The organism is Lachnospira rogosae (ex Hitch et al. 2025) (genome assembly GCF_040096455.1).
Taxonomy (GTDB): Bacteria; Bacillota; Clostridia; order Lachnospirales; family Lachnospiraceae; genus Lachnospira; species Lachnospira rogosae.
Window position 1 is genome coordinate 179098 of sequence record NZ_JBBMER010000005.1, and the last position, 26492, is coordinate 205589.

Annotated in this window: 25 protein-coding genes and 1 riboswitch; of the genes, 3 read left to right on the top strand and 22 right to left on the bottom strand. The window is 36.2% G+C overall.

Going from position 1 to position 26492, the window contains the following annotated elements; all coding sequences use genetic code 11:
• Positions 1 to 131: 131 nt before the first annotated feature.
• On the top strand, positions 132 to 995 hold the full coding sequence (locus tag WMO14_RS08555) for an undecaprenyl-diphosphate phosphatase (RefSeq protein ID WP_022501855.1): 864 nt from the start codon (positions 132 to 134) through the stop codon (positions 993 to 995).
• 162 nt (positions 996 to 1157) lie between these two features.
• Here the strand turns inward: WMO14_RS08555 and WMO14_RS08560 are convergent, their stop codons facing one another.
• The 3 genes from WMO14_RS08560 to WMO14_RS08570 are packed head-to-tail and all read right to left on the bottom strand — an operon-like array spanning position 1158 to position 5611.
• A complete protein-coding gene (locus WMO14_RS08560; RefSeq protein ID WP_090139675.1) occupies positions 1158 to 1442 on the bottom strand; it encodes a DUF1294 domain-containing protein in 285 nt (94 codons plus the stop codon).
• Positions 1443 to 1445: 3 nt separating this feature from the next.
• On the bottom strand, positions 1446 to 3296 hold the full coding sequence (locus tag WMO14_RS08565; RefSeq protein WP_055306360.1) for an ABC transporter ATP-binding protein: 1851 nt from the start codon (positions 3294 to 3296) through the stop codon (positions 1446 to 1448).
• A 2-nt stretch (positions 3297 to 3298) separates the two neighbouring features.
• The gene (locus WMO14_RS08570) at positions 3299 to 5611 is read right to left on the bottom strand and encodes an ABC transporter ATP-binding protein (protein ID WP_022501858.1); all 2313 of its coding nucleotides are present in this window, start codon (positions 5609 to 5611) and stop codon (positions 3299 to 3301) included.
• A 629-nt stretch (positions 5612 to 6240) separates the two neighbouring features.
• On the opposite strand from WMO14_RS08570, the gene WMO14_RS08575 reads away from it, so the two are divergent.
• Entirely contained in the window at positions 6241 to 6888 is a 648-nt protein-coding gene (locus WMO14_RS08575) for an ECF transporter S component (protein WP_055175810.1), read from the top strand.
• Between the two features lie 37 nt (positions 6889 to 6925).
• Here WMO14_RS08575 and WMO14_RS08580 read toward each other — a convergent pair whose 3' ends face one another.
• From WMO14_RS08580 to WMO14_RS08635, 12 genes are all read right to left on the bottom strand, one after another.
• Positions 6926 to 7681, bottom strand: coding sequence for a GGDEF domain-containing protein (locus WMO14_RS08580; protein ID WP_022501860.1), 756 nt, complete (start codon positions 7679 to 7681; stop codon positions 6926 to 6928).
• Complete coding sequence (locus tag WMO14_RS08585) at positions 7606 to 8097, bottom strand: hypothetical protein (RefSeq protein WP_349153676.1); 492 nt, start codon at positions 8095 to 8097, stop codon at positions 7606 to 7608. Before WMO14_RS08585 ends, WMO14_RS08580 begins: the two co-directional genes overlap by 76 nt.
• 93 nt (positions 8098 to 8190) lie before the next feature.
• Complete coding sequence (gene ribH, locus WMO14_RS08590) at positions 8191 to 8658, bottom strand: 6,7-dimethyl-8-ribityllumazine synthase (protein ID WP_022501861.1); 468 nt, start codon at positions 8656 to 8658, stop codon at positions 8191 to 8193.
• A 103-nt stretch (positions 8659 to 8761) separates the two neighbouring features.
• Positions 8762 to 9955 (bottom strand): bifunctional 3,4-dihydroxy-2-butanone-4-phosphate synthase/GTP cyclohydrolase II, encoded by a 1194-nt coding sequence (locus tag WMO14_RS08595; protein WP_022501862.1) that lies wholly within the window; start codon positions 9953 to 9955, stop codon positions 8762 to 8764.
• A 12-nt stretch (positions 9956 to 9967) separates the two neighbouring features.
• A complete protein-coding gene (gene ribE, locus WMO14_RS08600; protein ID WP_055175820.1) occupies positions 9968 to 10690 on the bottom strand; it encodes a riboflavin synthase in 723 nt (240 codons plus the stop codon).
• Entirely contained in the window at positions 10691 to 11806 is a 1116-nt protein-coding gene (gene ribD / locus WMO14_RS08605; protein ID WP_439655298.1) for a bifunctional diaminohydroxyphosphoribosylaminopyrimidine deaminase/5-amino-6-(5-phosphoribosylamino)uracil reductase RibD, read from the bottom strand.
• Positions 11807 to 12038: 232 nt separating this feature from the next.
• A riboswitch (FMN riboswitch) is annotated at positions 12039 to 12153 on the bottom strand.
• Positions 12154 to 12256: 103 nt separating this feature from the next.
• Positions 12257 to 12709: a D-aminoacyl-tRNA deacylase gene (gene dtd / locus WMO14_RS08610; RefSeq protein ID WP_055175825.1), complete on the bottom strand. Its 453-nt coding sequence runs from the start codon at positions 12707 to 12709 to the stop codon at positions 12257 to 12259.
• A gap of 89 nt (positions 12710 to 12798) precedes the next feature.
• Positions 12799 to 14268 (bottom strand): TrkH family potassium uptake protein, encoded by a 1470-nt coding sequence (locus WMO14_RS08615; RefSeq protein ID WP_022501866.1) that lies wholly within the window; start codon positions 14266 to 14268, stop codon positions 12799 to 12801.
• A gap of 21 nt (positions 14269 to 14289) precedes the next feature.
• Positions 14290 to 15675 carry a Trk system potassium transporter TrkA gene (gene trkA, locus WMO14_RS08620; RefSeq protein WP_349153677.1) on the bottom strand — a complete coding sequence of 462 codons (1386 nt, stop codon included), beginning with the start codon at positions 15673 to 15675 and terminating at the stop codon, positions 14290 to 14292.
• 66 nt (positions 15676 to 15741) lie between these two features.
• Entirely contained in the window at positions 15742 to 16341 is a 600-nt protein-coding gene (gene thrH / locus WMO14_RS08625) for a bifunctional phosphoserine phosphatase/homoserine phosphotransferase ThrH (protein WP_055175941.1), read from the bottom strand.
• A 122-nt stretch (positions 16342 to 16463) separates the two neighbouring features.
• On the bottom strand, positions 16464 to 17564 hold the full coding sequence (locus WMO14_RS08630) for an aldo/keto reductase (RefSeq protein WP_318255728.1): 1101 nt from the start codon (positions 17562 to 17564) through the stop codon (positions 16464 to 16466).
• A 127-nt stretch (positions 17565 to 17691) separates the two neighbouring features.
• A complete protein-coding gene (locus tag WMO14_RS08635) occupies positions 17692 to 18579 on the bottom strand; it encodes a DegV family protein (RefSeq protein WP_055175837.1) in 888 nt (295 codons plus the stop codon).
• A gap of 174 nt (positions 18580 to 18753) precedes the next feature.
• On the opposite strand from WMO14_RS08635, the gene pdxR reads away from it, so the two are divergent.
• Positions 18754 to 20229 carry a MocR-like pyridoxine biosynthesis transcription factor PdxR gene (gene pdxR, locus WMO14_RS08640; protein ID WP_349153678.1) on the top strand — a complete coding sequence of 492 codons (1476 nt, stop codon included), beginning with the start codon at positions 18754 to 18756 and terminating at the stop codon, positions 20227 to 20229.
• A 141-nt stretch (positions 20230 to 20370) separates the two neighbouring features.
• Here pdxR and WMO14_RS08645 read toward each other — a convergent pair whose 3' ends face one another.
• The 7 genes from WMO14_RS08645 to thiS all read right to left on the bottom strand — a co-directional run bounded on the left by WMO14_RS08645 (position 20371) and on the right by thiS (position 26282).
• Positions 20371 to 21729 (bottom strand): GGDEF domain-containing protein, encoded by a 1359-nt coding sequence (locus tag WMO14_RS08645; protein ID WP_349153679.1) that lies wholly within the window; start codon positions 21727 to 21729, stop codon positions 20371 to 20373.
• A 336-nt stretch (positions 21730 to 22065) separates the two neighbouring features.
• Positions 22066 to 22614, bottom strand: a complete 549-nt coding sequence (locus WMO14_RS08650) for a ferritin family protein (protein ID WP_055175846.1) — start codon at positions 22612 to 22614, stop codon at positions 22066 to 22068.
• Between the two features lie 119 nt (positions 22615 to 22733).
• Positions 22734 to 23129 (bottom strand): Fur family transcriptional regulator, encoded by a 396-nt coding sequence (locus WMO14_RS08655; RefSeq protein ID WP_090139694.1) that lies wholly within the window; start codon positions 23127 to 23129, stop codon positions 22734 to 22736.
• A gap of 243 nt (positions 23130 to 23372) precedes the next feature.
• The gene (locus WMO14_RS08660) at positions 23373 to 23939 is read right to left on the bottom strand and encodes a thiamine phosphate synthase (RefSeq protein WP_022501875.1); all 567 of its coding nucleotides are present in this window, start codon (positions 23937 to 23939) and stop codon (positions 23373 to 23375) included.
• Between the two features lie 24 nt (positions 23940 to 23963).
• The gene (gene thiH / locus WMO14_RS08665) at positions 23964 to 25196 is read right to left on the bottom strand and encodes a 2-iminoacetate synthase ThiH (RefSeq protein ID WP_116443583.1); all 1233 of its coding nucleotides are present in this window, start codon (positions 25194 to 25196) and stop codon (positions 23964 to 23966) included.
• Positions 25197 to 25228: 32 nt separating this feature from the next.
• A complete protein-coding gene (locus WMO14_RS08670; RefSeq protein WP_022501877.1) occupies positions 25229 to 26002 on the bottom strand; it encodes a thiazole synthase in 774 nt (257 codons plus the stop codon).
• Between the two features lie 73 nt (positions 26003 to 26075).
• Positions 26076 to 26282, bottom strand: coding sequence for a sulfur carrier protein ThiS (thiS, locus tag WMO14_RS08675; RefSeq protein ID WP_116443582.1), 207 nt, complete (start codon positions 26280 to 26282; stop codon positions 26076 to 26078).
• Positions 26283 to 26492 lie beyond the last annotated feature (210 nt).

The following is a 26492-nucleotide window of genomic DNA, read 5'->3' on the forward strand; positions in this document are numbered from 1 at the left end:
TAACTGAAACAGAATTATAATCACAACATATTATTAATTCTAAGAAAAAATAAAGTGAACGGATATAAGAATTTTACAGATTTTTTATACATATATTTATGATACAATATCCGTATCCGATTGGAGGAATAATGTTAGAGATTTTAAAAGCGATACTTTTTGGTATTGTCGAAGGTATCACTGAATGGCTTCCTATAAGCAGCACAGGACATATGATACTTTTAAATGAAATTATGCCATTAAAAGTATCTGATGCATTCTATAGTATGTTTGAGGTAGTTATCCAGCTTGGTGCTATTATGGCAGTTGTTATACTATTCTGGAACAAGTTATGGCCATTTGGAAAGAACAATAATAAAGAACCACTCTCATCTGAGGGTGCAGGTGCTTATATCAAGTGTGATATATTCAAGCTCTGGTTTCACATTCTTGTTTCGTGCATACCTGCCGCAATTGTCGGCGTATTATTTGATGAAAAGCTTGAAGAACTTTTCTATAACTACACAACTGTAGCTATTATGCTTATACTCTTTGGTATTGCATTTATTATTGTAGAGACTATGCACCACGGCAAGAAAGCCAAGGTCAGAACTATTGAAGGCATTGATTATAAGCTTGCTGCATATATAGGTCTTTTTCAGCTTATCGCTGCTATATTCCCTGGAACATCACGTTCAGGTGCAACTATTGTCGGTGCTCTAATTCTTGGTGTTTCAAGAACTGTTGCTGCTGAGTATACATTTTTCCTTGCAGTACCTGTTATGTTCGGAGCAAGCCTTCTTAAGGGTGTTAAGTTCCTTCTTCATAACTCAATGACTTCACAGGAAGGAATAATTCTCCTTGTTGGTATGCTTGTAGCTTTCGTTGTATCTCTTTTCGTTATCAGATTTCTTATGGGATACATTAAGAAACACGATTTCAAGGTGTTCGGATGGTACAGAATTGTACTTGGTATAATCGTGCTGATATGCGGATTTGTAGGCGTTATTGGTTAATCAGACGCTTATAATACTTATTATATAATTTCAATTAATAAAATCTGGATTTTATGATTAACTCACATAACGGTATGTTAATCGTAAAACCCAGATTTTTTTATTCACAGTCCTATATTATATCTATACTTTTTTAACATATTACTTCTTTAATCTTCATATTCACCCTGTAAATATACCATATCTTGTATAAAGAATATAAAGCACGATTATCTGAATAACAAGTATAACTGGTACACCCAGTGTGAATTTAATATGCCTTGTCTTATGTCTTATTGTATACATAGCAAGTAGTGCCGCTGGAGAACCACCTATAACTGCTAAGAATATAAGCGTCTTTTCAGGTATTCTCCAAAGATGATGTACTGCTTTATATTTATCCAGTGCATATATAACAAATGTTATTATATTGATTAAAATAAGCCATTCTATAAATGTATCTCTCATAGCTTAAGATGCTTCTGCCTCCTCAAACTGTGAGTTATAAAGGTCAGCATAGAAACCACCCTTAGCAAGTAATTCTTCGTGATTGCCCTGCTCTACAATATCTCCTTCTTTCATAACAAGTATAATATCAGCATCCTTTATAGTTGATAATCTGTGGGCAATTACGAAGCTCGTTCTGCCCTTCATAAGATTATCCATAGCATTCTGTATCTGAATCTCTGTTCTTGTATCTACAGAACTTGTCGCCTCATCAAGGATAAGGATTGGGTTGTCAGCAAGAATAGCTCTTGCAATAGTAAGAAGCTGCTTCTGTCCCTGTGACACATTACTTGCATCCTCATTAAGTTCCATATTATATCCACCCGGAAGAGTCTCTATAAAATGATGTGCGTGTGCTGCCTTAGCCGCAGCGATTACTTCTTCATCAGTAGCATCAAGCTTTCCATATCTGATATTTTCCATAATAGTATCTTTATAAAGCCATGTATCCTGAAGAACCATTCCAAATGCATCTCTTAATTCACGTCTGTTAAAGTCCTTGATATTATGTCCGTCAATAAGGATTTCTCCTGAATTAACATCATAAAATCTCATAAGAAGCTTAACCATTGTAGTCTTACCTGCACCAGTTGGACCAACGATAGCAACCTTCTGTCCTGGCTTAACATTGGCACAGAAATCCTTAATAATAATCTGGTCTTCCTTATATCCGAACTTAACGTGCTTAAACTCAACTTCACCTCTGATATTATCTGTAGGTACTGGATTGGCAGCTATCTGTTCTTCTTCCTCTTCTTCAAGGAATTCAAATACTCTCTCAGAAGCTGCTGCCATAGACTGTACCTGATTAATAACCTGTGCAATCTGTGTTATTGGCTGTGTGAAGTTCTTAACATACTGTATAAATGCCTGAATATCACCAATTGTGATAACTCCATTGATAGCAAGCATACCACCTGAAAGTGCAACACCTGCATAACCAAGGTTACCAACAAACATCATAATAGGCTGCATCATTCCTGAGAAGAACTGTGACTTCCAGGCTGATGAATATAATACAGCATTAGTCTTGTCAAATGTATCCACCATATCCTTCTCTTTATTGAACGACTTAACAACCATATGTCCGCCATATGTTTCTTCTATCTGTCCATTAATATGTCCAAGATATTCCTGCTGTGTCTTAAAGTAACTCTGTGACTTCTTAACAACAAATGATACAAGACCAACGGATATTGGAAGAATAACTATCGCAATAATTGTCATAAGTGGTGAAATGCTTAACATCATTACAAGAACACCTATCATTGTAGCAACTGATGTAATAATTGTTGTTATACTCTGGTTAAGACCCATTCCTAATGTATCAACATCGTTAGTTATTCTTGAAAGAACTTCTCCGTATGTCCTGCTCTCAAAATACTTCATAGGCATACGGTTAATCTTCTCTGATATCTCTTTACGAAGTCTGTAGCACACCTTCTGTGAAACACCTGTCATTATCCAGCCCTGAATAAAGCTGAATATTGCACTGCACGCATACAGACAGAGTACAATTATAAGAATTCTTCCAATATATGAGAAATCAATTCCACCAGTTCCTGTAATCTTTTTCATAAGGCCTTCTGAAAGACCTGTTGTTGCCTTACCTAATACCTTAGGTCCTATTACTGTAAATACTGTAGAAGCCGCCGCCATAATCATAACTGCCAATATAGCAATCTTATATCTGCCAATATACTGCATAAGCTTGCTTATTGAGCCTTTAAAATTCTTGGCTTTTTCTGCAGGAGCCATACCGCCTCCTGGACCTCTTCGTCTTGGAGTCTGCTTATATGAGTTATTATCTGCCATAATTATGCTTCCTCCTTTCCGTCAATTCCCAGTTCCTTAGCTGACATCTGAGATTTGGCTATCTGCTGGTATACCTCACAATTCTTCAGAAGTTCCTCGTGAGTACCCTTTCCTACTATCTTACCTTCATCCATAACCAAAATCTGGTCCGCGTGAAGTATTGTGCTTATTCTCTGTGCAACTATGATAACTGTACTGTCTGTAACCTTAGAAGCAAGTGCCTTTCTAAGTGCCGCATCTGTCTTTAAATCGAGTGCTGAAAAGCTGTCATCAAATATAAATATCTTAGGATTCTTAGCAATAGCCCTTGCAATTGAAAGTCTTTGCTTCTGTCCACCAGATACATTAGTTCCACCCTGTGCGATTGGACTTTCATATTTTGCTGACTTAGTTTCAATAAATTCAGTTGCCTGTGCAATCTCAGCTGCTTCCTTTACTATATCCATGGAAGCCTCTGGTGCACCGAATTTGATATTAGACTCAATAGTACCTGAGAATAATATTCCCTTCTGTGGTACATAACCAAGTTCATCTCTTAATTCCTTCATTGAGATATTCTTGATATTCTCACCATCAAGAGTTATTGAACCTTCTGTTGCATCATAAAGTCTTGGAATAAGATTAACAAGTGTAGACTTTCCACATCCTGTACTTCCTATAATAGCTGTTGTCTTCCCCGGTTCAGCCACAAAATTGATATCTTCAAGAGCATTTTCATTAGCACCCGGATACTTAAAGTTAACGTGGTCAAATACTAAAAGTCCTTTAGGATTGCTTATACTCTTAGGTGACTCTGCATCTGTTATTGATGACTTTGTATTAATAACTTCATCTATACGGTCTGCTGCTACAATCGCTCTTGGAAGCATAATTGACAACATTGTAAGCATAAGGAATGACATTACAATCTGCATAGCATATGTAATAAATGCTGTCATTGAACCTACCTGCATAACACCGCTGTCAATTCTGTGAGCTCCTACCCATACAATACCTACTGAGAGACAGTTCATTATAAGCATCATAACCGGCATCATAAATGTCATTACCCTGTTAGTAAAAAGCATTGTCTTTGTAAGCTCTTTATTAGCCTTATCAAATCTTTCTTCTTCCTTCTTCTCTCTACCGAATGCACGGATAACAGAAAGACCTGTAAGTATCTCTCTTGATACAAGATTGACATTATCAACAAGCTTCTGCATAAGCTTGAACTTAGGCATTGCAACTGCCATAAGTAAAAGTACAAAGCCAATAATTACAAGAACTGCAAGGGCTATTACCCATTCCATTCCAGCACCTGTTGACATTACCTTTATAACTCCACCGATACCAATAATAGGTGCATAAAGAACCATTCTTAATATAAGAACACATACGAGCTGTATCTGCTGTACATCATTAGTTGTACGTGTGATAAGTGAAGCTGTTGAGAACTTATCAAGCTCTGCATTAGAAAAGCTCATTACATTCTTATATACTTTTCCTCTTAAATCACGTCCAACTCCAGCACCAACCCTTGATGCAAAGAATGCAACACATACAGTACATACCGCAATAAGAAGTGCCATTCCTACCATCTTAGCACCAGATATCCAAAGGTATCTTTTCTGTATGGCCTTCATATCCATTCCAGCCTTTGCATCCATTGACTTAGCGTAAGCCTTTCCCATTGAAGATATAAGGGTTGAACCCATTGTATCAAATGTTGACTGGAATTCATCTCTCATAGATATAAACGTATCTTTAGACATTGCACCATTATCATACATTGCCTTGAATATAATTCTCATATCTACACATTCTGTTGGAACTTCATTACCATCAGCATCTTCAATATCCTTAGTAAATGTTTCAAGTTCCACACCCATTCTCTTTCCAAGGTCTGCAACTGAAACGTTCTCAAGTTCAGATACATCAACGCCCATCTGTGCCGCCATCTGCTGTTTGAACTGTGTGACTGTAACTGATGACATCTGATTATTAATAATCAGTGCCATAGCAAGTGTATCATCATATTCATCTAACCTTTTATCATTATTTTCTGTACGGACATATAAGTCATCCTGTTCCTCAAAACATTTCTCCCATATGCTTATCTCTTCGTCCGTCATAAACATCTTCGCTATATCATATTCATCTTTAGTAATCTTCTCTGGAATACTATGTCCTATACCACCATTCTGGATACCAACATCAATAATATTCGATGTGTACTGTGGAAGTGCAAGATCACAATTCGCCTGCAACACAAGTAACAACAGAATAATTATTATTGATTTCCAGTATGGGGCAATACTTTTCAATATTCTGCTCATAATTCTTCCTTTCTATTAAACTCTTCATAAACTATATCTCTTCAAATCAGGCAATAACATAAAGTAGTCTGCCACGATATTTTCTTATCTTATCATTATTGAGAAAATATGTAAATTAAGGAAATAAGAAACATTTATTAATACTTTATAAACATTGTATACAATTTTAACCAATCTATGTATTGCCCTGTATTATCAAGTATGATATTATACGCGTGAGCGTTATTCGGATGAAAATGTATCAGCTGCCAGTAATTATTATCACCTGTAATCATTGGTATTTATAGTTTATAATTATTGGATTATTTATTTAATTATTTCAAGGAAGTTTTTTAATGGTAGAAGAAAGAATTGATGTGCGACCTCAATTGGCGTGTAACAAGATTTTATTCTGAACTTTTACTTTTAAATATGCTGAATTAATATTCTGATTTCATTTTGATTGATATACAATATAGTATATCAATTTATACCAGTCTGTATATCTACATTATTTATGTACTTACACTAATATGAGATATTTTGGTATCTGTATACACTTATTCGTGTTTATCCCATCTGTCATAACGCTACAATTAAAAATGTCTGAAAGACAGGATTGCCGTTTTATCAGACGAAAAGGAGATTTTATGAATAACAACCAGACAAGTGCAGTTAATAATACTGCCAACAAAACTTTTACAACCAAATATATGGTTGAACTTGCCGCTATGATAGCAATTATTATCATTATGGCTTTTACACCACTTGGATACATTAAACTTCCAGGTCTTACTATCACATTTTTGACAATTCCAGTAGCTGTTGGTGCTATAATTCTTGGTCCTGTTGGTGGACTTATATGTGGTCTTACTTTCGGACTTACAAGCCTCTATCAGGCAGTAACTGGCGGCTCTGTATTTACATTTGCATTATTTAATATCAGCCCTGTATTCACTATTATTCTTACAGTTGTTCCAAGAACACTTGAGGGACTTCTTACAGGACTTATATTCAAGGGACTTCATAATATCCGCAGTGTACAGAAGGTATCTTACTACATCGCAAGCCTTGCCTGCCCACTTCTTAACACACTGCTCTTTATGAGTACACTTGTTGCACTTTTCTATAGAACTGATTTTATTCAGACTTATGTAACTAAATTCGCTGCAAGCAATCCATTTACTTTCGTTATCGCATTTGTCGGAACACAGGGTGCAATTGAAGCTGTTGTATGCTTTGTTGTCGCAAGTATTCTTTCAAGAACACTTTATGCTGTACTTGTAAAAAATGCTTAAAACTATATAAACCAAGGGAGTTATAGGAATAATATTCCTATAACTCCCTTATTACATATGTATTCTTTCCATTAATCTTAGCATCATACATTGCATTATCTGCTTCTTTTAACAGCTTGGCATAATCAAAGCTTCCACCTATCGCAGTTACAATACCTATACTACAAGGAACAGACATATTCTTTAGCAAATCGCCTCTTGTATAACCCTTGTTAAGAATATCATAGACCTTCTTTACTTTCCTATCAAGTTCCTCTTTACTTATATCCCCTTCATAACCAAATACAAATTCATCTCCGCCATTTCGTCCAACTTCACCTTTAAAATTCTCCTTTAATGTATTGGCAACAAATTTGATTACATTATCGCCTTCCTGATGTCCATAATTAGTATTGTAATCTTTAAAATCATCAATATCAAGAAATCCAACACTTATACGCACTTTTTTATCAGTTGCACTCTGAACCATAGCAAGCATTTTCTGCTCAATCGCTTTTTTATTATTAATTCCAGTAAGCGGATCACACTCAGCAAGTTCTCTTAAATGTCTTTGCCTTTCCTTTTCCTGAATATTCTCATCTTCTATATGTGTGAGAAGTCCATTAATTTCATCGGAAAGCTGGTTCATCTCAACACTATTTGATTTAGGCAGTCTCTTTGAATAGTCCTGTGTAGCCTTGATATCATTAAACACATTCATTATCTGTTCTATTGGTGCTAATACATTCTTTGTAATAAATATCTGCACAATAAATATAGCAAGGACAAAGAATACAAACGCAAGACATAACATAACTGTGTATGACCTGCCTCATAACTTTCACTTGAGGCTACTACCCTGAAATCCTTGTCCAATATAGATATACTTGCAACAAACACTCCATATTTCTTTCGTTCCTTCAACACATTGTTAATATACTCTAAATCAACTTTACCTGCATCATAAGGACTTGGCTCTCCTACACTTTCTTTGATTGCCGCCTGTGTCATAGCATAATTAGCAATCATCTCCATTTCGGACTTCCTGTCCTCACAGAAATTCTTAATATTAATTCTCTGATTCTCACTCACCGTCGCAAGATTGCACTCTGTCATATCGTCAATCTTCCTATTCGTCTGGTAAATTGAAAATCCACCAAAAATGCTTAGTGGAAGCAGGATAAACAAAAGTAATATTCCTAATATTCTGTTCTTTAATTTCATCATCATTGGTATCACCCCTTAACACTGGTTAATAACCAGACAGACATATTATCATTACTTTCAATATACCCTTGACAGATGATAAAATCAATTAATTTGTTATTTTTCAAGCTCACGGGAAAGATTTACCATCTCAATAGCACCCTCTGCACATTCAAATCCCTTATTACCTGCCTTTGTTCCTGCTCTCTCAATTGCCTGTTCAATTGTATCTGTAGTAAGCACTCCGAACATCACTGGAATATCTGTATTAAGTGATACATTAGCTATTCCTTTAGAAACCTCCGCACAAACATAATCATAATGGCTTGTAGCTCCTCTTATAACTGCACCAAGACATATCACTGCATCATATTTTCCGCTCTTTGCCATTTTAGAAGCAATAAGTGGTATTTCAAATGCACCAGGAACCCACGCAAGGTCTATATTGTCATCGCTTACTCCGTGTCTTATAAGTCCGTCCTGTGCACCTGCAACCAGCTTTGATACAATAAATTCATTAAATCTTGCCGCTACAATACCTACTCTTGTTCCATTGTCTACTAATTTTCCTTCTAATACTCTCATAACTATTAATCTCCTCGTCTTTTTAATTTAATTTCATTACAATTTTCATAAATCATCAATACTGCTATATGTCGGATTTTTTCAACTTTCAATCCTATGAAATCTATAACATATGACCCATTCTTATCTTCTTAGTGTTAAGATAAAATCCATCATAAGCTGTCTTTTCCATTTTAATTGGAACTCTTTCACTTATCTTCATTCCAAAATCAGATAACTGGTATACCTTATCCGGATTGTTGGTAAGCAGACGTAATGTCTTAGCACCCAGATCCTTTAATATCTGTGCTCCAATGTAGTATTCTCTCATATCTCCTGGAAATCCAAGGGCAAGATTAGCATCAAGCGTATCCATTCCTTCGTCCTGAAGTGCATATGCCTTAAGCTTATTAACAAGACCTATGCCTCTGCCTTCCTGCCGCATATATAGCAGTATTCCTCTGCCTTCCTCATTAATCTGTGTCATAGCCGCCGCAAACTGCTGTCCGCAGTCACATTTTAATGAACCAAAAGCATCACCTGTAAGACACTCTGAATGAACCCTGCACAAAAGGTCTTCTCCATTACCAACATCACCTTTTACTAAAGCAACGTGATGTTCTCCATTTAATTTATTAATGTAACAATGTGCAACAAATTCTCCATATTTTGTAGGCATTTTAGTTACTGCCACACACTCTACAAGCTTTTCGTTGCATTTTCTGTATTCCTGAATTGCCTTTATTGTTATGAATTTTAAATTCCATTTTCTGGCAAGTTCAATGAGGTCGTTCTTTCTCATCATTGTGCCATCATCTTTCATAATCTCACAGCATAAGCCACATTCTTTAAGTCCTGCAATCCTCATCAAATCAACTGTTGCTTCTGTGTGTCCGTTTCTTTCAAGAACTCCATTCTTCCTTGCAATAAGTGGAAAATTGTGTCCCGGTCTTCTAAAGTCCTCCGGCTTGGCATCATCACTTACTACCATTCTTGTTGTATAGGCTCTTTCTTTTGCAGATATCCCTGTAGTTGTATCAACATGGTCTATTGATACTGTAAATGCTGTTTCGTGGTTATCTGTATTGTCTGCTACCATATGTGGGAAATATAGCTTTTTGCTTATCTCCTCACTCATTGGCATACATATAAGACCTTTTCCATATGTTGCCATAAAATTAACATTTTCTGTTGTTGCAAACTCAGCGGCACATATGAAATCACCTTCATTCTCCCTGTCCTCATCATCTGTGACAAGTATAATCTTACCTGCTTTTAAATCTTCAACTGCTTCTTCTACTGTGTTAAACTCAAACATATATCCTCCTTTTTAAAATCCATATTTACCAAGAAACTCTCTTGTTATCCCTGATGTATTCTGTCTTTGTGATGACTGTGCTTTTACTGACACATCCTGCCTTGTGGATATCTCGCCCAGTCCATCCGCTGTTACATCAAGACTTTCGCCTGTCTGTAACAATCTTTTTATGTATTTCCCTACAATATCATTCTCAAGATTGACACAATCGTTGATTCTACGCTGTGATAATGTTGTCACCTGCCTTGTATGGGGAATTACAGATACTTTAAAACTATCATCATTAACCCCTGCTACAGTAAGGCTTATTCCATCAATTGTTATTGAACCTTTTGGAACTATTAACTGCATAATCTCTTTACCTGCATTAATTGTGTACCAGACAGCGTTATCATCCTTGCTTATCTTTGTTATTCTGCCAACACCATCTATATGTCCACTTACTATATGTCCGCCAAATCTGCCATTAGCTGGCATTGCTCTTTCAAGATTAACAGCCATTCCTGCCCGCAGATTTCCAAGTGATGACTTATTAATAGTTTCGTGCATAACATCTGCACTGAACTGTTTACTGCCAATTGACGTTACTGTCAGGCACACGCCATTAACTGCTATACTGTCACCTATATTGGTTCCCCCAAGAATATCTGATGCACTTATAGTTATAATCTGAGAAAATGCGTGTCTTTGAACAGATACTATATGTCCGATTTCTTCAACAATTCCTGTAAACAATTATATACACCTCACTTTCCCCTCAATTAATATATCCTTTCCCAATCTTGTAACCGTATAATCATCAAGCTCATATGCTTTATCGGGAGTATCAACACCAATTCCACCTACTGGTGAAAGAGCATTTACACCACCCAATACTTTAGGTGCTATATAAGCCTGTATTCTGTCTACCATACCACTTGCCAGAACACTCCAGTTAAGTGTCGCTCCACCCTCGCACACAATACTGTCTATGCCAAGCTGTCCTAGCTTTATTATCAGTTCTTTTATATCTATATGAGAATTATTATCATTATCATTTTTATTGACATATATAAGTTTACAGCCTGCCTCAGTGTATTTCCTGCACTTATCATCGTCTTTGCAGCTTGTAGCTATATATGTTGTGTACAGCTTCGCACTCCGTACAATATTGCAATCAAGCGGTGTCCTGAGATTAGTATCACATATTACTCTTGCCGGCTGGTTGATATTAACAATATCTTTACTGCGGCACGTCAACATAGGATTGTCCTTTATAACAGTTTCAACACCAACCATTACGGCTGAATATCTATGCCTGTCCATATGAACTTTATTTCTTGCTGTTTCCCCTGTTATCCACTGTGACAATCCTGTATGCGTTGCAATCTTTCCGTCCAGGGACTGTGCATACTTTAATATCACATATGGCTTTTTTTCTTTTATGTAATTAAAAAATACATAATTAAGGCTTTTACATTCCTCACTACACACAAGCTTGTCATCAACAGTTATGTTATGTTCTCTTAAAATATCCACGCCTTTCCCTGCAACTAATGGGTTAGGGTCATAAGAACCTATCACCACTCTTTTTATTCCCGCCTCAATAATTGCATTAACACAGGGTGGCTGTTTACCATAATGACAGCATGGCTCAAGTGTCACATATATCGTTGCACCACTCACATCCTCATTTGCACTGGCAAGTGCTTCTCTCTCTGCGTGAAGTCCACCATATTTCTTATGGTACCCTTCTCCTATTATCCTGCCGCCTTTAACAATAACTGCACCGACAAGCGGATTAGGATTAGTCCAGCCTGTTCCTTTCTTAGCCAGCTCAACAGCCCTTAGCATATATTCTTCATCTGTCATTGCCATAATATTACCCGCCTTCTTTCTCTAATAAATGTATATAATGGGTTTTCCATTCTTAAAATATCAATAAAAAAGCCCTGAGAATAATCTTCCCAGGGCTTAAATAACTATATAATACATATTCTGCAAATATCAATAGCTAATACAGTTATAATAGCTTAATAATATTATTATCATAATACATTATCTTAATATATGCTTAACAACGATTATCTAATTAAATATATCAACTTTACTTCTTCCATCCAGACTGTAACTGTCGGCACTGGAATTCCACCAGTTCGTGCATAATGCTCGCGGGCTTTACCGCCGGTAGGGAATGACACCCTGCCCTGAAGTATTATTTAATTCTTTTATAAAATAGCACAATAGAACTAATAATTCAATAGTCTTTTGAACATTAATTTACAACATTTAATTTATAACATTAATTTTACAGCTTATATTTTATAATTTAAAATCTCTGCTGTCTAACACAATAGTGAATGGTCCGTCATTTTCAAGACTCACTTTCATATCCGCACCGAATTCACCCGTTTCTACCTTCGCAACTCTTTCCCTGCACAGTGCTACGAATTTCTCGTATAACTCATTGGCAAGATCTGGCTCACAGGCGTGTACAAAGCTTGGTCTGTTGCCTTTCCTGCAATCTGCATATAATGTGAACTGACTGACAATAAGCATTTCTCCACCTACATCATTAATTGAGAGATTAGTCTTTCCATTCTCATCTGCGAATATTCTCATTTTGCATATTTTATCAGCAAATGGCACAAGCATATCCTCTGTGTCACCTTCGCCTGCACCAAACAGTATAAGATAGCCTTTGCCTATACTTCCTATGACATTACCATCAACTTTTACACTTGCTGAATTAACTCTTTGTATAACGAATTTCATTATATTTCTCCATTTTAACAGTATCTAAATGTATTTCTAAAATATTCTTTCTATATATATTAAATATCTGATTAACTATACAATCTGTTCTATTTAACTCTGTACTTTCTCTTATCCGCTAACATTTCCTTTATTACCACTGGATGGAATAATAATAACATTGGAAATAATTCAAGTCGTCCTGCAAGCATATCAAATACTATAACTATCTTGCTTAATATGCCAAAATGTCCAAAGTTATGTGTTGGACCTGCAAGTTCAAGACCTGGTCCAATGTTATTAATTGTAGCCGCTACCGCTGTAAAGTTAGTTGTCAGATCTTTTCCTTCTAATGAAACAAGGAATACTGATACAACAAATGTTAATATAAATGTTATCATATACACATTTACAGAACGTATAACCTCGTGTTCAACCGGTTTTCCTTCAACCTTAATCTTCTTTACGCTTCTAGGGTGGATATAAGAGTTAAGCTCTTTAATAATTGTCTTAATAAGTATTACAAATCTTGAAACCTTTATACCACCGCCTGTACTTCCCGCACATGCACCAACAAACATAAGCAATACAAGTATTGTTTTTGATGTCTGTGGCCACAAGTTAAAGTCTGTCGTTGAAAATCCTGTTGTCGTTATAATTGAACCAACCTGAAATGCCGACTTGGTAATTGCATCCCATACACCAGAACACATAGAATAAATATTAATTGTGATAGCTGTAATTGCTGCTAATATTATTCCAAAATATACCCTTACTTCTTCCATACTAAGTGCTTTCTTAATACTTCCAAAGAACAGCAGATAGTAAGCATTAAAGTTCACACCAAACAGTATCATAAATATCGTGACAATCCACTGTATAGCCACAGAATAACTGCCTATACTGTCATTTTTAATACCAAAACCACCTGTACCAGCTGTTGCAAATGATGTATTAACCGCATCAAACACCGGCATCTTAGCCATAACAAGTATTATGAATTCCAGTAATGTAAGTCCAAAATATATAATATAAAGTATTCTTGCTGTATGTCTTACCTTCGGTACAAGCTTACCAACTGATGGTCCCGGACTTTCTGCCCTCATAAGATTAATATTAGAACCACCACTGAGTGGCACAATCGCAATAATAAATACAAGAACACCCATACCACCTATCCAGTGTGTAAAGCTTCTCCAAATAATACTGCAATGTGACAGGCTCTCAACATCACTTAATATACTAGCACCAGTCGTTGTAAAACCTGAAACTGTTTCAAATAAAGCATCAATAAACGATGGAATCTCTCCAGTTATCATAAATGGAAATGAACCTACAATTCCCATAAGTATCCAGCTTAAAGATGTCGCTATACAGCCCTCTTTAAGATATATAATATAATCTTTAGGCTTCCTTATTGTCAGAAGCATACCTGCAATAAGACTTAATACTGCTACAATTACATACGCAATTCCCTGACTTTCGTGATATATAAGTGCAACAAGACAAGGAAGTGCCATAAGCACTCCCTCTGTTTTAAGTATGCAACCCAGAATGTATATAATCATTGTTCTATTCATATCTATTTTACCTGCTTACACCTATCTTACAATATCATCAATACCTGTAAATCCTGTATTCTTAGTTACTATCATTACTGTATCGCCGTCTTCAATCTCATCATTACCTGTAGGAATGATAATATGTCCATTGTGGTTGATAAATGAGATAAGGACATCTTTCTTTAACTTCAGATCCTTAATAGGTACTCCAGATACCTTTGAATTCTCCTCAACAATGAATTCAATTGCCTCAACCCTTGAATCAAACATATGATAAAGAGTCTCTATATTACTGCCCATTGAATTCTTCTTGGCTCTTACATATGCAATAATTGCTTCTGATGTAATATATTTAGGATATACAAGGCTTCCAAGATCAAGATTATTAATAACCTGCTTATAATTAACCCTGTTAATCTTAGTTACAACCTTAGCCTTTGATACCTGCTTTGCATAAAGTGTCAGCATAATATTTTCTTCATCTATTCCTGTAAGTGGAATGAATGACTGAACTGTTTCTATACCTTCTTCCTTCAATATATCCGGGTCTGTGCCGTCACCATTAATAATTATAGCTTTAGGAAGCTTAACACTTAAGCTTTCACAGTTCTCTTTTTCCTTTTCAATAATCTTTACTGAGATGCCCATATTAAGAAGTTCTTTAGCAAGATAATATGCTGCCTTGCTTGCACCTATAATCATAGTATCCTTAACCTGCCTGGTTGCTAAGCCTATCTGCTTAAGAAAATCTCTTGCAATATGACGTTCTGAAACAAATGAAACTACATCGCCTGACTGAAGCACGAAATCACCGTTAGGCATATATACTTCTCCGTTTCTTTCAACTGCGCATATAAGAATATCATTAGTAATATTCTTACCAAGATAAGCTAAGCTAAGCCCATTCAGAAGATTACCCTCTGGTACTTTGAATTTGACAAGCTCTGCCTGTCCATGTGCAAATGAATTAACCTCAAGTGCAGTTGGAAGATATAATATACGTGCAACCTCTCTTGCCGCTTCAAGCTCAGGATTTATTATAAGGGCAAGACCTAACTGCTCTCTTAAATAGCCTGTTTCCTCACTGTAATCTGGTGTACGGACTCTTGCTATTGCTGCACATTTGCCAACTCTCTTGGCTACTGTACAACATAAAAGGTTAAGCTCGTCCGAATCTGTAACCGCAATAATAAGATCTGTTTCTTCAATACCAGCTTCCATCTGTGTTGAATAGCTTGCTCCGTTACCTACAAGTCCCATAACATCATAGATATTGGTAATATCCTGTATCTTCTCTGCTTTCTTATCTATAACAGTTATATCATGTCCTTCTTTACTTAACTGGTCAACAAGGTTCGCACCTACCTTGCCACAGCCTACTATTATGATTTTTAAGCCATTTTCCTTCTTACTTAATCCAAACATAATATCTCCATTCGTGCCTTTTCAAAGTACGCCCATCATGGCTAAGCACTTATCTCCATTCTCTAATTATAAAGCCTTCTTTATTGCCTCAAAGAGGTCATCATATTCTTCAAATGCTTCAAGCTGTGGATAATCTGCCTTAATCTGGTCAGTTGTTCTGAATAGGAAACCTGCCTTACTAGCCTGAATCATACCTAAATCGTTGTGGCTGTCACCACTGGCAATTGTTTCAAAGCCAACAGACTGAAGTGCTTTAACTGTTGAAAGCTTAGACTGTTCACAACGCATTTTAAAGCCTGTAATTGTTCCGTCCTTAGCTACTTCAAGAGTATTACAGAATATAGTAGGCCAGCCGAGCTTCTTCATAAGAGGTGCTGCAAACTGTGTAAATGTATCACTAATAATAATAACCTGTGTTGTTTCTCTTAACTTATCAAGGAATTCCTTAGCTCCTGGAAGTGGATCTATCTTTGCAATAGTTTCCTGTATCTCTTTAAGTCCAAGACCGTGTTCCTTAAGAATTCCAAGTCTCCAGTTCATAAGCTTGTCATAATCTGGTTCGTCTCTTGTTGTTCTTGTAAGCTCTGGAATACCGCTTTCCTTTGCAAATGCAATCCAGATTTCTGGAACTAATACTCCTTCAAGATCTAAACATACTATATTCATACTCATATTTGCCCTCATTTCCGTGTAGTATACACATTTTCTAAATAATATCAAGATTGGATTATAACACAATAATCTTAATTGGTGAACACCTTTTAACATATAAGCTTACAATATAAGCTTTATTTGGCTAGTTTTGCTATAAGCTCAAGATTGTCCGGTATATGTATGTGCTGTGGACAATTCTTCTCACATCTGTGACATTTAATGCAGTCTGAAGCCTTTCCCTTATTATATATAAGCCTCTGATAATACATATTGGAAAAATTGTCATTAATGCAATAATTATTATAAAGTGCAAACAGTCCTGGAATATTAATATTCTTAGGACATACCTCCATACAATATCCACAGGAAGTACAAGGAATTGCTGTTCTTTTGTTAATTATTGCTACAACCTCTTTAAGAAGCTCCTTTTCCTTATCGTTAAGCGGCTGAGGTCTTGCCATAATCTTAGTATTGTCAAGCACCTGCTCACAATTGCTCATTCCACTAAGCACCATAAACACACCATCAAGATTAGCTGCAAACCTTAAAGCATACGAAGCTGGCGAGGCTTCCTTGTTATATTCCCTTAAAATATTCTCTGCTTCCTTTGGAAGATTCGCCAGTGTCCCGCCCTTAACAGACTCCATTACAGCTATTGGCTTATTATGCCTTCTTGCTGTTTCATAACATAACCTTGACTGGATAATATCATTTTCCCAATCAAGATAATTAATCTGAAGCTGAACAAAATCAACTTCCGGGTGATTGGTTAATATCATATCAAGGAACTGTGCATCATCGTGAAATGAGAATCCGAAATTCTTAATCTTACCCTCGGCTTTCATCTTCTTAGCGAATTCAAATCCACCCCACTTGTCCGTATTATAATATCTGTCCCTGCCCATATTGTGCATAAGGTAGTAATCAAAATATCCAACGCCTGTCTTTTCAAGCTGTTTATTAAAATATAACGGATACTCCTCACCTGATTTTATAAGCACTGTAGGCATTTTATCGGCAAATACATACTTGTCCCTGTCATATCTGTCAACCAAAGCTTCCTTTAACGCTGTTTCTGACATCTGGTCGTGATACGGAAATGCAGTATCAAAATATGTAAATCCTGCTTCCATATATATATCAACCATACGCTTTAACTCGTCCATATCAATTGACTGTTTATCATCTGGATTGATTAACGGAAGCCTCATCGCTCCAAATCCGAATCTATTCATTGTAATTCTCTCCTGATTGTTAATTCTCTTTTGATATTTTATTTTCTTATACTATTTATCTTTTCTTATTTTACTTAATTCTATTGTGCTGTTATTGCTATAAATAACCGTATATACAACCACAATGTTAGTCAACTCTCTTATTGCCCCAGAAGAATAATGCAACTGTTCCAGGTCCTGTGTGGCTTCCTATTGTTGTACCTATATTATTAATCTCCACCCTGCCGTTAAGCTTAGGGAATTTCTCCTCTATAAGCTTTGCAACAGCTTCTGCATCTTTTCTGCACGCTGACATTGATATGTAGCATTTTCCATCGTAATCAAGTCCATTTTCGGCATTATTAATCATCTTCTCAACAGTTGCTGCAATAACCTTCTTCTTAGTACGGATTTTTTCTCTAGGTATAAGCTTTCCCTCAAAATTAACATTGAGCAGTGGGCATATATTAAGAAGATTACCCACGAAACCTGACACCTTTGACACTCTTCCACCTTTTATAAAAAATGTAAGATCTGTCGTAAAGAACCAGTGATTAACCTTTAATCTGTTCTCAATAACCCAGTCCTTTAACTCATCTATACCCATACCTTCATCTTTTAAATCAGCAACCTTATCCATAAGCAGCCCGTATCCGGATGAAGCCGCAAGTGAATCAATTACATATATCTTTCTGTCTGGATATTTCTCTTTAAGTGTTTCCGCCGCTATATTAGCAGAATTAATTGTTCCGGATATGCCTGATGAAAGTGTAAGATGAAGTATATCTTTTCCTTCTTTTAAGAATTCTTCAAAATATGTCTCATATTCATCCACATTTATCTGTGATGTCTTAGTATCAGCTCCTTCCGACATAGCTTTATAGAAATCATCCAAGTTTATTGTCTTCCCTAAATCATCCATATAAGCTGCTCCGTCCAGCTCATAATGGAAGCATATATAATGTATATCTCTCTTATTAAAATGTTCCTCTGTTAAATCTGCTGTAGAACAACACGAAATAATATAATCACTCATAACTAAGCCTCCATACATATTATAAATATTTGTATACACAGTAATTTTATTATATATCATATCTTATGTCCATTGATTTATTATATTTCATCTGATATTATTATTCTTAATAATCATTTGATTAATTATAAAGTCAGTAATCATAAACCTGCCTTATTTAACGAGGATAAATATATGCTTACATATTCTTTTGATAATAGAAACAAAAAAAGCCTTTACGAATATCTGTACACCTGTATTAAAGATGATATTATATCCGGCAAATTAACACCCGATACAAAGCTTCCTTCCAAGAGAGATTTTGCCAAAAATCACGGAATAAGCGTCGTAACTGTTGAAAATGCCTACGGACAGCTTCTTGCAGAAGGCTACATATATTCACTTCCTAAGAAGGGATTTTATGTATCGGAGATTAATAATAATTACAATACCACAGGTAATCATTCTTTTAAGAATACCGCTTTCAATAATATTTCAAGCAGTAACCAGCCTTACAATGTGAATAATAATGCTGGTGCTTCCCTGGAAAATACTGGTGCTCCCCTGGAAAATGCAGCTGTCAACCTTGTATACAGCCACACCCCTAAAGATAATTTTCCATTTTCAGTATGGGCAAAACTTATGCGTCAGGTACTTACATATGAGGGCGATGATGCACTCAATGTTCCACCCACAGGTGGCGTTATGAAACTGCGCCGTGCCATTGCACATCATCTATATGAATTCAGGGGAATTACAGTAAATCCTGAGCAGATTATTATTGGTGCTGGAACTGAATATTTATATGGGCTTATCGTTCAGCTTCTTGGACGTGACCTTGCCTACGGACTTGAAAATCCAAGTTCCAGAAAAATCGTAAATATATACCGCTCATTAGGTGTCAAGGTCAACGCACTTGATATGGATGATGAAGGTGTAATACCTGACAGCATTGGACTTGCGAATTCCCAGATAATACAGATATCTCCGTCACACCATTTTCCTACTGGTATAGTTACATCTATAAGCAGAAGATATGGTCTGTTACAATGGGCTAACAACTCGCACGGCAGATACATAATAGAGGACGACTACGACAGTGAATTCCGACTTCAGGGAAAGCCAATACCATCACTCTTTTCAATCGATGCCACAGACAAGGTAATATATTTTAATACATTTACAAAAAGCCTTGCCTCAACTATAAGAATTAGTTATATGGTTCTTCCTGTGCCGCTCCTTGAACGCTTCAAACAGCAGCTTGGCTTCTATGCCTGTACAGTATCTAACTTTGAACAATATACTCTGGCACATTTTATTGAAGACGGCTTTCTTGATAAACACATTAACCGTATGCGCAATCACTACCGTGACATAAGGGATAATCTTATAGGTCTGCTTATGAAAAGCAGTATCAAAGACCGTATTAATATATACGAGGAAAATTCGGGACTGCATTTTCTCCTAAAATACGACACAGAATTAACTGATGAGCAGCTAAAGCAAAAAGCCAGCAAGAAAGGACTTCTCATATCATTTCTTTCTGACTATATAACTGGAAACAGCTATTCACCTGATAATTATTCGCATATAGCAATTGTCAACTACTCTGGAATATCTATGGACGATGTCGCTATTACTGCAAAATTGCTTGAGGAAATATGCTTATAAATAATTACTTAATGCAATACATATTGGTGGAAGAAATCTAATAATAATAAATATTCTCTTATAAAAATAATGGTGTCACACGAATGAACTATTCACTGCCTTACTAACATTAAATAATTCATTTTATGTGACACCTTGTTATTATTCAGAATAAAACCTATAACATCCACGTCCCGATTTCTTGGCTTCATATAACGCTTTATCTGCACACTGGTACATATTATAATAATGTAAACCACAATTAACAGATAAGCTTATCCCCATACTTACGCTTATCTTATAACCATCGTACTCATCTGTTACATAATTAAATATTCTCTTCACGATATCTTCGATATTATCGCTGTCTTTATATTCAATATATACAACAAACTCATCGCCTCCATACCTTATCGCTATATCCTGATCTTCCCTTGTACATTCTGCTAATCTCTTGGCAACATATTGTATAACACAGTCGCCAAAATAATGACCATATGTATCATTAACTAATTTAAACGAGTCTATATCAAATATAACAAATGCCGAATACATATGGGCGCTGTTATCAATCCTGCTCTTTATAAGCAATTCTCCAGTAACGTGATTATAAAGACCTGTAAGCAGGTCAAGTGATGCCTGCTTTTCCAGACGTTGTTTCAAATATTCCTGTCTATATCTTTCTGTAACATTTCTTAAGCTTATAATTCCTAAAATATCATCTGTAAGCTTGTCCTTTGACAGATATATAGACTTATCAATCCACATCTCCGTATCCTGTGTATCCATTGTCCTGTAATCAATAGATACAATAGTATTACCATTATTAAATAGTTCAATAATCTTCTTTGACGTTGCAAGCTTTAAATAATCTTCAATTGTATCCTTGGAAACCCTTTTCTGCCACCTTCTGCAATATTCATCATAAGAACTAGATGTACTAATACCTACTGTATCGAGTGCGCTATACATTTTATTATTCTTTCGCTGATATATGCCATTTTCTATTGTATCTTTTGAAAAATTAACCTGATACATAACAATTGACTCTGACATAAGTGCATCTTTATACTGCTCTGTTGTCTGCAAAAGCTTTCTAAGTTCAGCATTTTTACGCTTTATTATCTCATAATATTCATATCTGTGTGATACATCACGTTCTGTCACTGTTATCTGGTTAAATGTCTTATCATACATAAGTGTCACTAATATCCACTTATATTTACCATCATACATAAGTCTTACATCAAGCTTTTTCTTAAATTCATCGTTACTGCCAAAGCCTTTAACTGCCTCTACTGATATTAAATCTAACAGCCTGCCTCTGTCCTCATAATGACATCTGTCAACCATTCTCTGAACCCACTGTTCTAACTCTACATTACCGTCTTTCTTAAACTTATTACCCCTATTATAAATACACAGAACACTATCATTATCAATATCAATCTGATAAATCCCCTCATATTGGGTTGACAGCATTGTAAGTATTCTGTCTTCCAGCTCTAAATCATTCTCCATTGAAGTTCTCCATTCCAGCACTGTACACCAACAGCACTTGTTTAACTTGCAAAAAACAAGCTTTTATTCTTCATTATTATTCGACCATTTTCTACGAAACTCTTAATTGAATATACAATATCACATATTGGAGAAAATGTCACGCTGGCATTTAATGTTTTAATGGGACTTACTATAGAATTTTATAACATTAAATTTCCTATTATATAAAAACTGCCGCCAGTGTAATACTGACGGCAGTAATAATACCTTATTAATCTATTGATTAATATAAGCTATCCAATTAACTGTACCATTAATTCTGATACTGTATACTACTCATATACCAGCTTATGATTAACCGAAGTATCTCTTTAAAAGACCTTCAAATGCCTTACCATGTCTAGCCTCATCCCTAGCCATCTCATGAACTGTGTCGTGGATTGCATCAAGATTAGCAGCCTTAGCTCTCTTAGCAAGGTCAACCTTACCTGCTGTTGCTCCATTTTCTGCTTCTACTCTCATCTCAAGGTTCTTCTTAGTGCTGTCTGTTACAACTTCACCGAGAAGCTCTGCGAACTTAGCTGCGTGTTCAGCTTCTTCCCAAGCTGCCTTTTCATAGTAAAGACCTACTTCTGGATAACCTTCTCTGTGAGCAACTCTAGCCATAGCAAGATACATACCAACTTCTGAACATTCACCATTGAAGTTAGCTCTTAAATCTTCAATAATATCTTCGCTTACTCCCTTAGCAACTCCTACAACGTGCTCAGCAGCCCATACCTTGTCATCTCCCTGAGCTAAGAACTTGTCTGCTGGTGCCTTACATACTGGACAGACATAATCTGCTGGAAGTGACTCTCCTTCATAAACATAACCGCATACTGTACATACATACTTCATAATCTTAATCTCCTTTTCTTGTTTAATTTATTAAAAATAGTAATTATTACTGTTTGTGAGTTTAATATAACACTGTTTATTTCCTTTGTCAAGCAAAATAGTAATAATTCCTATTAATATTTTTACTTATCTATACACTCAGGACATTCTCCATAGAAAAATGTCACATTTCCCTGGATTGTACCATCAAAATTCTTTGCCGCCGCTTCATTAAAATTCTTCTCAACTTCCCGTGAGTCAAAGTTCAAATCCATAACTTTGCCACAATTGACACATTGAAAATGGTAGTGTGGGTTCACGTTGCCGTCAAAATGCACCGAACCATCACTACACGGCACTTTCATAGCCATTCCATTGTCTACAAGGAATGTAAGATTTCTGTATACAGTTCCAAGACTTATGTTAGGAAACTCTTTACTGACATTATCATACACAACCTCTGCCGTAGGGTGGTCTTTTCTTGACATCAAAAAGCTCCTGATTGCATCTCTTTGTCTGCTTCTTTTTACTGTTGCCATATTGTAACTCCTCTATTCAAATTACATTAAATTAATATTGTCATTATATACTGTTACTTGTTTAATATTTTATATGTACATAATATCCATTTGATAAATCACGCTCATTATTGGATTTAAATCAAAAATGATACACCAATAATAGTAACAACTACTAATATTAGTGTATCATTTTCTATCAAAAAGTCAACTTATTTTTACTATATTATTTTTATAATATTATTATGCAAGCTTTGTTTTTATTTATGCCTTCATCATTCCAGACATAATACAGCTTCCCTTTGCACCACACTCTTGTACTTCCTGCCTGCGGCTGCCATCTATGTTAATTCCACCAATGGCATATACTGGAATATTAACATTTTCGCATACTGCTTTCAGAAATTCCAGGCCTCTTGGTGGAACACCTCTTTTACAATCCGTACTATATATATGTCCTGCCGTAATGTATGAAGCACCAAGTTCTGCCGCTTCGACAGCTTCCTGAACGGAATGGATTGAACAACCTTTTATAGCTACATTACTATCTTTAAGCTGACTATGATATTTTCTTAGATTATCAATTGACAAATGTATAGCATTAATGCCAGTCTTTTCTGCCACTGCAACATAAGTATGCAATATCAGTCTTACGTTATATTTCTTACAGACCGAATACACATCTGCAGCAAGTGCAGCATATTCAGCATCACTTAGATCCTTCTCTCTTAGAATAACAGCTGCTGGATAAAGCTTGCATACTCTTTCTATCTGTTCTAAAAATGGTCTGTCACAAAGCCTGCGGTTAGTAATTGCAATCACGTCCTGCATAATTCCTAATCTCCTTAATCTTAATCAGCCACAGTATATATAGTCACTCATAACTGGCTGAAGTCCGATTTTTACAAGGTCATCATATACCTGCTTAACATCTCTTCCGTCTGATATTTCAAACTGCTCATCGCCTCTGTCTTTTTCTTCAATATCTTCTGAATGGCTTCCTATGCCCGTACTTACACCTGCTGATATTTTAGTTGCCGCTATATTCATAAGATTATCACGCACACGTGCACACTCTCTTGTAGATACTGTTATACTGGCAAATGGCATAAATAATCTGTATGCTGTTACGACCTGCAATAACTGTGCTTCGTGTACATCTTTAGGATTAATTCTGTCATTATTGATTATTGGACGTAATCTTGGACAAGAAAATGCTATCTCTGCCTGTGGGTATTTGCGTTGTAATAAATATGCGTGCATACCTGTAGCAAAAGCATCTTTTCTGAAATCATCAAGTCCTAAAAGTGCAGCAAAACCAACTCCTCTCATACCTCCCTTTAATGCACGTTCCTGTGCATTAAGCCTGTATGGGAATACTCTCTTATGTCCTGCAAGATGAAGTGTCTCATATTTGTCTGAATTGTAGGTTTCCTGAAATACAGTTACATAGTCAGCACCACATTTATGAAGATAAGCATACTCATCTGAATTCATAGGATATACTTCAAGTCCAACAACCTTGAAATATTTTCTTGCTATTTTACAGGCTTCTCCTATGTATTCCACACTTGACATTTTCTTGCTTTCACCTGTAAGAATAAGTATCTCCTGCAAGCCTGACCTTGCAATTGCTTCCATTTCTTCCTCTATTTCCTGTGCATTAAGCTTGGCTCTCTTAATCTTGTTGTGGCAGTTAAAACCACAATATATACAATAATTCTCACAGTAATTAGCAATATATATAGGTGTAAAAAAACATATGGAATTACCAAAATGTCTTTCTTTCTCATCCTTGGCTGCCTGTGCCATCTGTTCAAGATACGGAAGTGCAGCTGGTGATAAAAGAGCAGCAAAATCCTCTGGTGTCCTGTTGCTTTTATTGATAGCATTAAGAACATCCTTTGCTGTATATTTATCGTAGTCATAATTGTTCATAGCATCTATAACTTTTTGCTGTATATCTGACTCAAGTACTTCCATATCTGGAAGATATTCCATATGGTTAGTTCTGTTTTTCTTCAAATCTTCTCTTATTTCATCACTCAATATACTTTCATTGATGTGCATATCTTTGCTGTCGCTCATAATTATCCTCGTTTCTGTAATCTATTGCATTATTATTCGTGTATATAGCCTGTTAATGGAGATGATGCACTTGCACCGTCCTTCTTTACTCTTCCAAGGCCTGAAAGATAAGCTTCACGTCCTGCATTTATTGCATTCTTAAATGCTGATGCCATCGCTGGAATATCTCCTGCTGTCGCTATAGCTGTATTAGCCATCACCGCAGCTGCACCCATTTCCATAACTTCACATGCCTGTGATGGACGACCTATACCTGCATCTACAATAATTGGAAGGTCAATTTCGTCAATAAGTATCTGTATAAAATCTTTAGTGCATACACCTCTGTTAGAACCAATTGGTGCTGCAAGCGGCATAATACAGGCAGCTCCTGCATTCTGCATATCTCTTGCTGCATTAAGGTCTGGATACATATATGGCATTACTACAAAGCCTTCTTTGGCAAGTATCTCTGTTGCTTTAGCTGTTTCGTAGTTGTCTGGAAGAAGATATTTAGTATCTCTTATAACTTCTATCTTAACCATATCACTGTGGCATAATTCTCTTGAAAGTCTTGCAATTCTTACAGCTTCTTCTGCATTTCTTGCACCTGATGTGTTAGGGAGAAGCTTTACATTTTCTGGAATATAATCAAGAATATTGGCAATTCCGCCATCGTTGGCTCTTCTTAGTGCAAGTGTTACTATCTGTGCTTCTGCCTGTTTTACGGCGGCGTCTATTAATTCAAGGGAATATTTTCCTGAGCCTAAGATAAATCTTGATGTGAATTCGTATTTTCCTAATTTGAATGTGTCGTTGTTGTTCATTGTTTTGTCCTCTTTTCTTTTTGGTTATTTATTTGTAAGGGTTGTTGGGTGGGGTTGGGTTAATAACGTAAGGTTATTGACCGCCGCCCATAAATGTCAGGATTTCTAAGGTGTCATCGGGTGACAGGGTTGTGGTGGGGTAGGAGTCTTTCGGGATTATGACCTCGTTGAGTTCGACTACTACATGGATCGGGTTGTAGTTGTGGGTGGTGAGGAAGGTGGTGATTGGGGTTGATGTAGGGATTTGGGTGGGTTTGCCGTTGAATTTTATTGTTATCATTGCTGGTCCTTCTTTCTTTGGGGATTGAGAGAGTGAATTTTTTTTTGGAGGACGGACGACATTTGGAAGCCTTGCTTCCTCTGTCTGGGAGTTGCTGACTGAGGGAGGGGGAATTAGCTTTGTCGGACGACATTTGGAAGCTTTGCTTCCTCTGTCTGCGGGTCGCTGACGTGGGAGGGGGAATTAGCTTTGTCGGACGACACTTGGAAG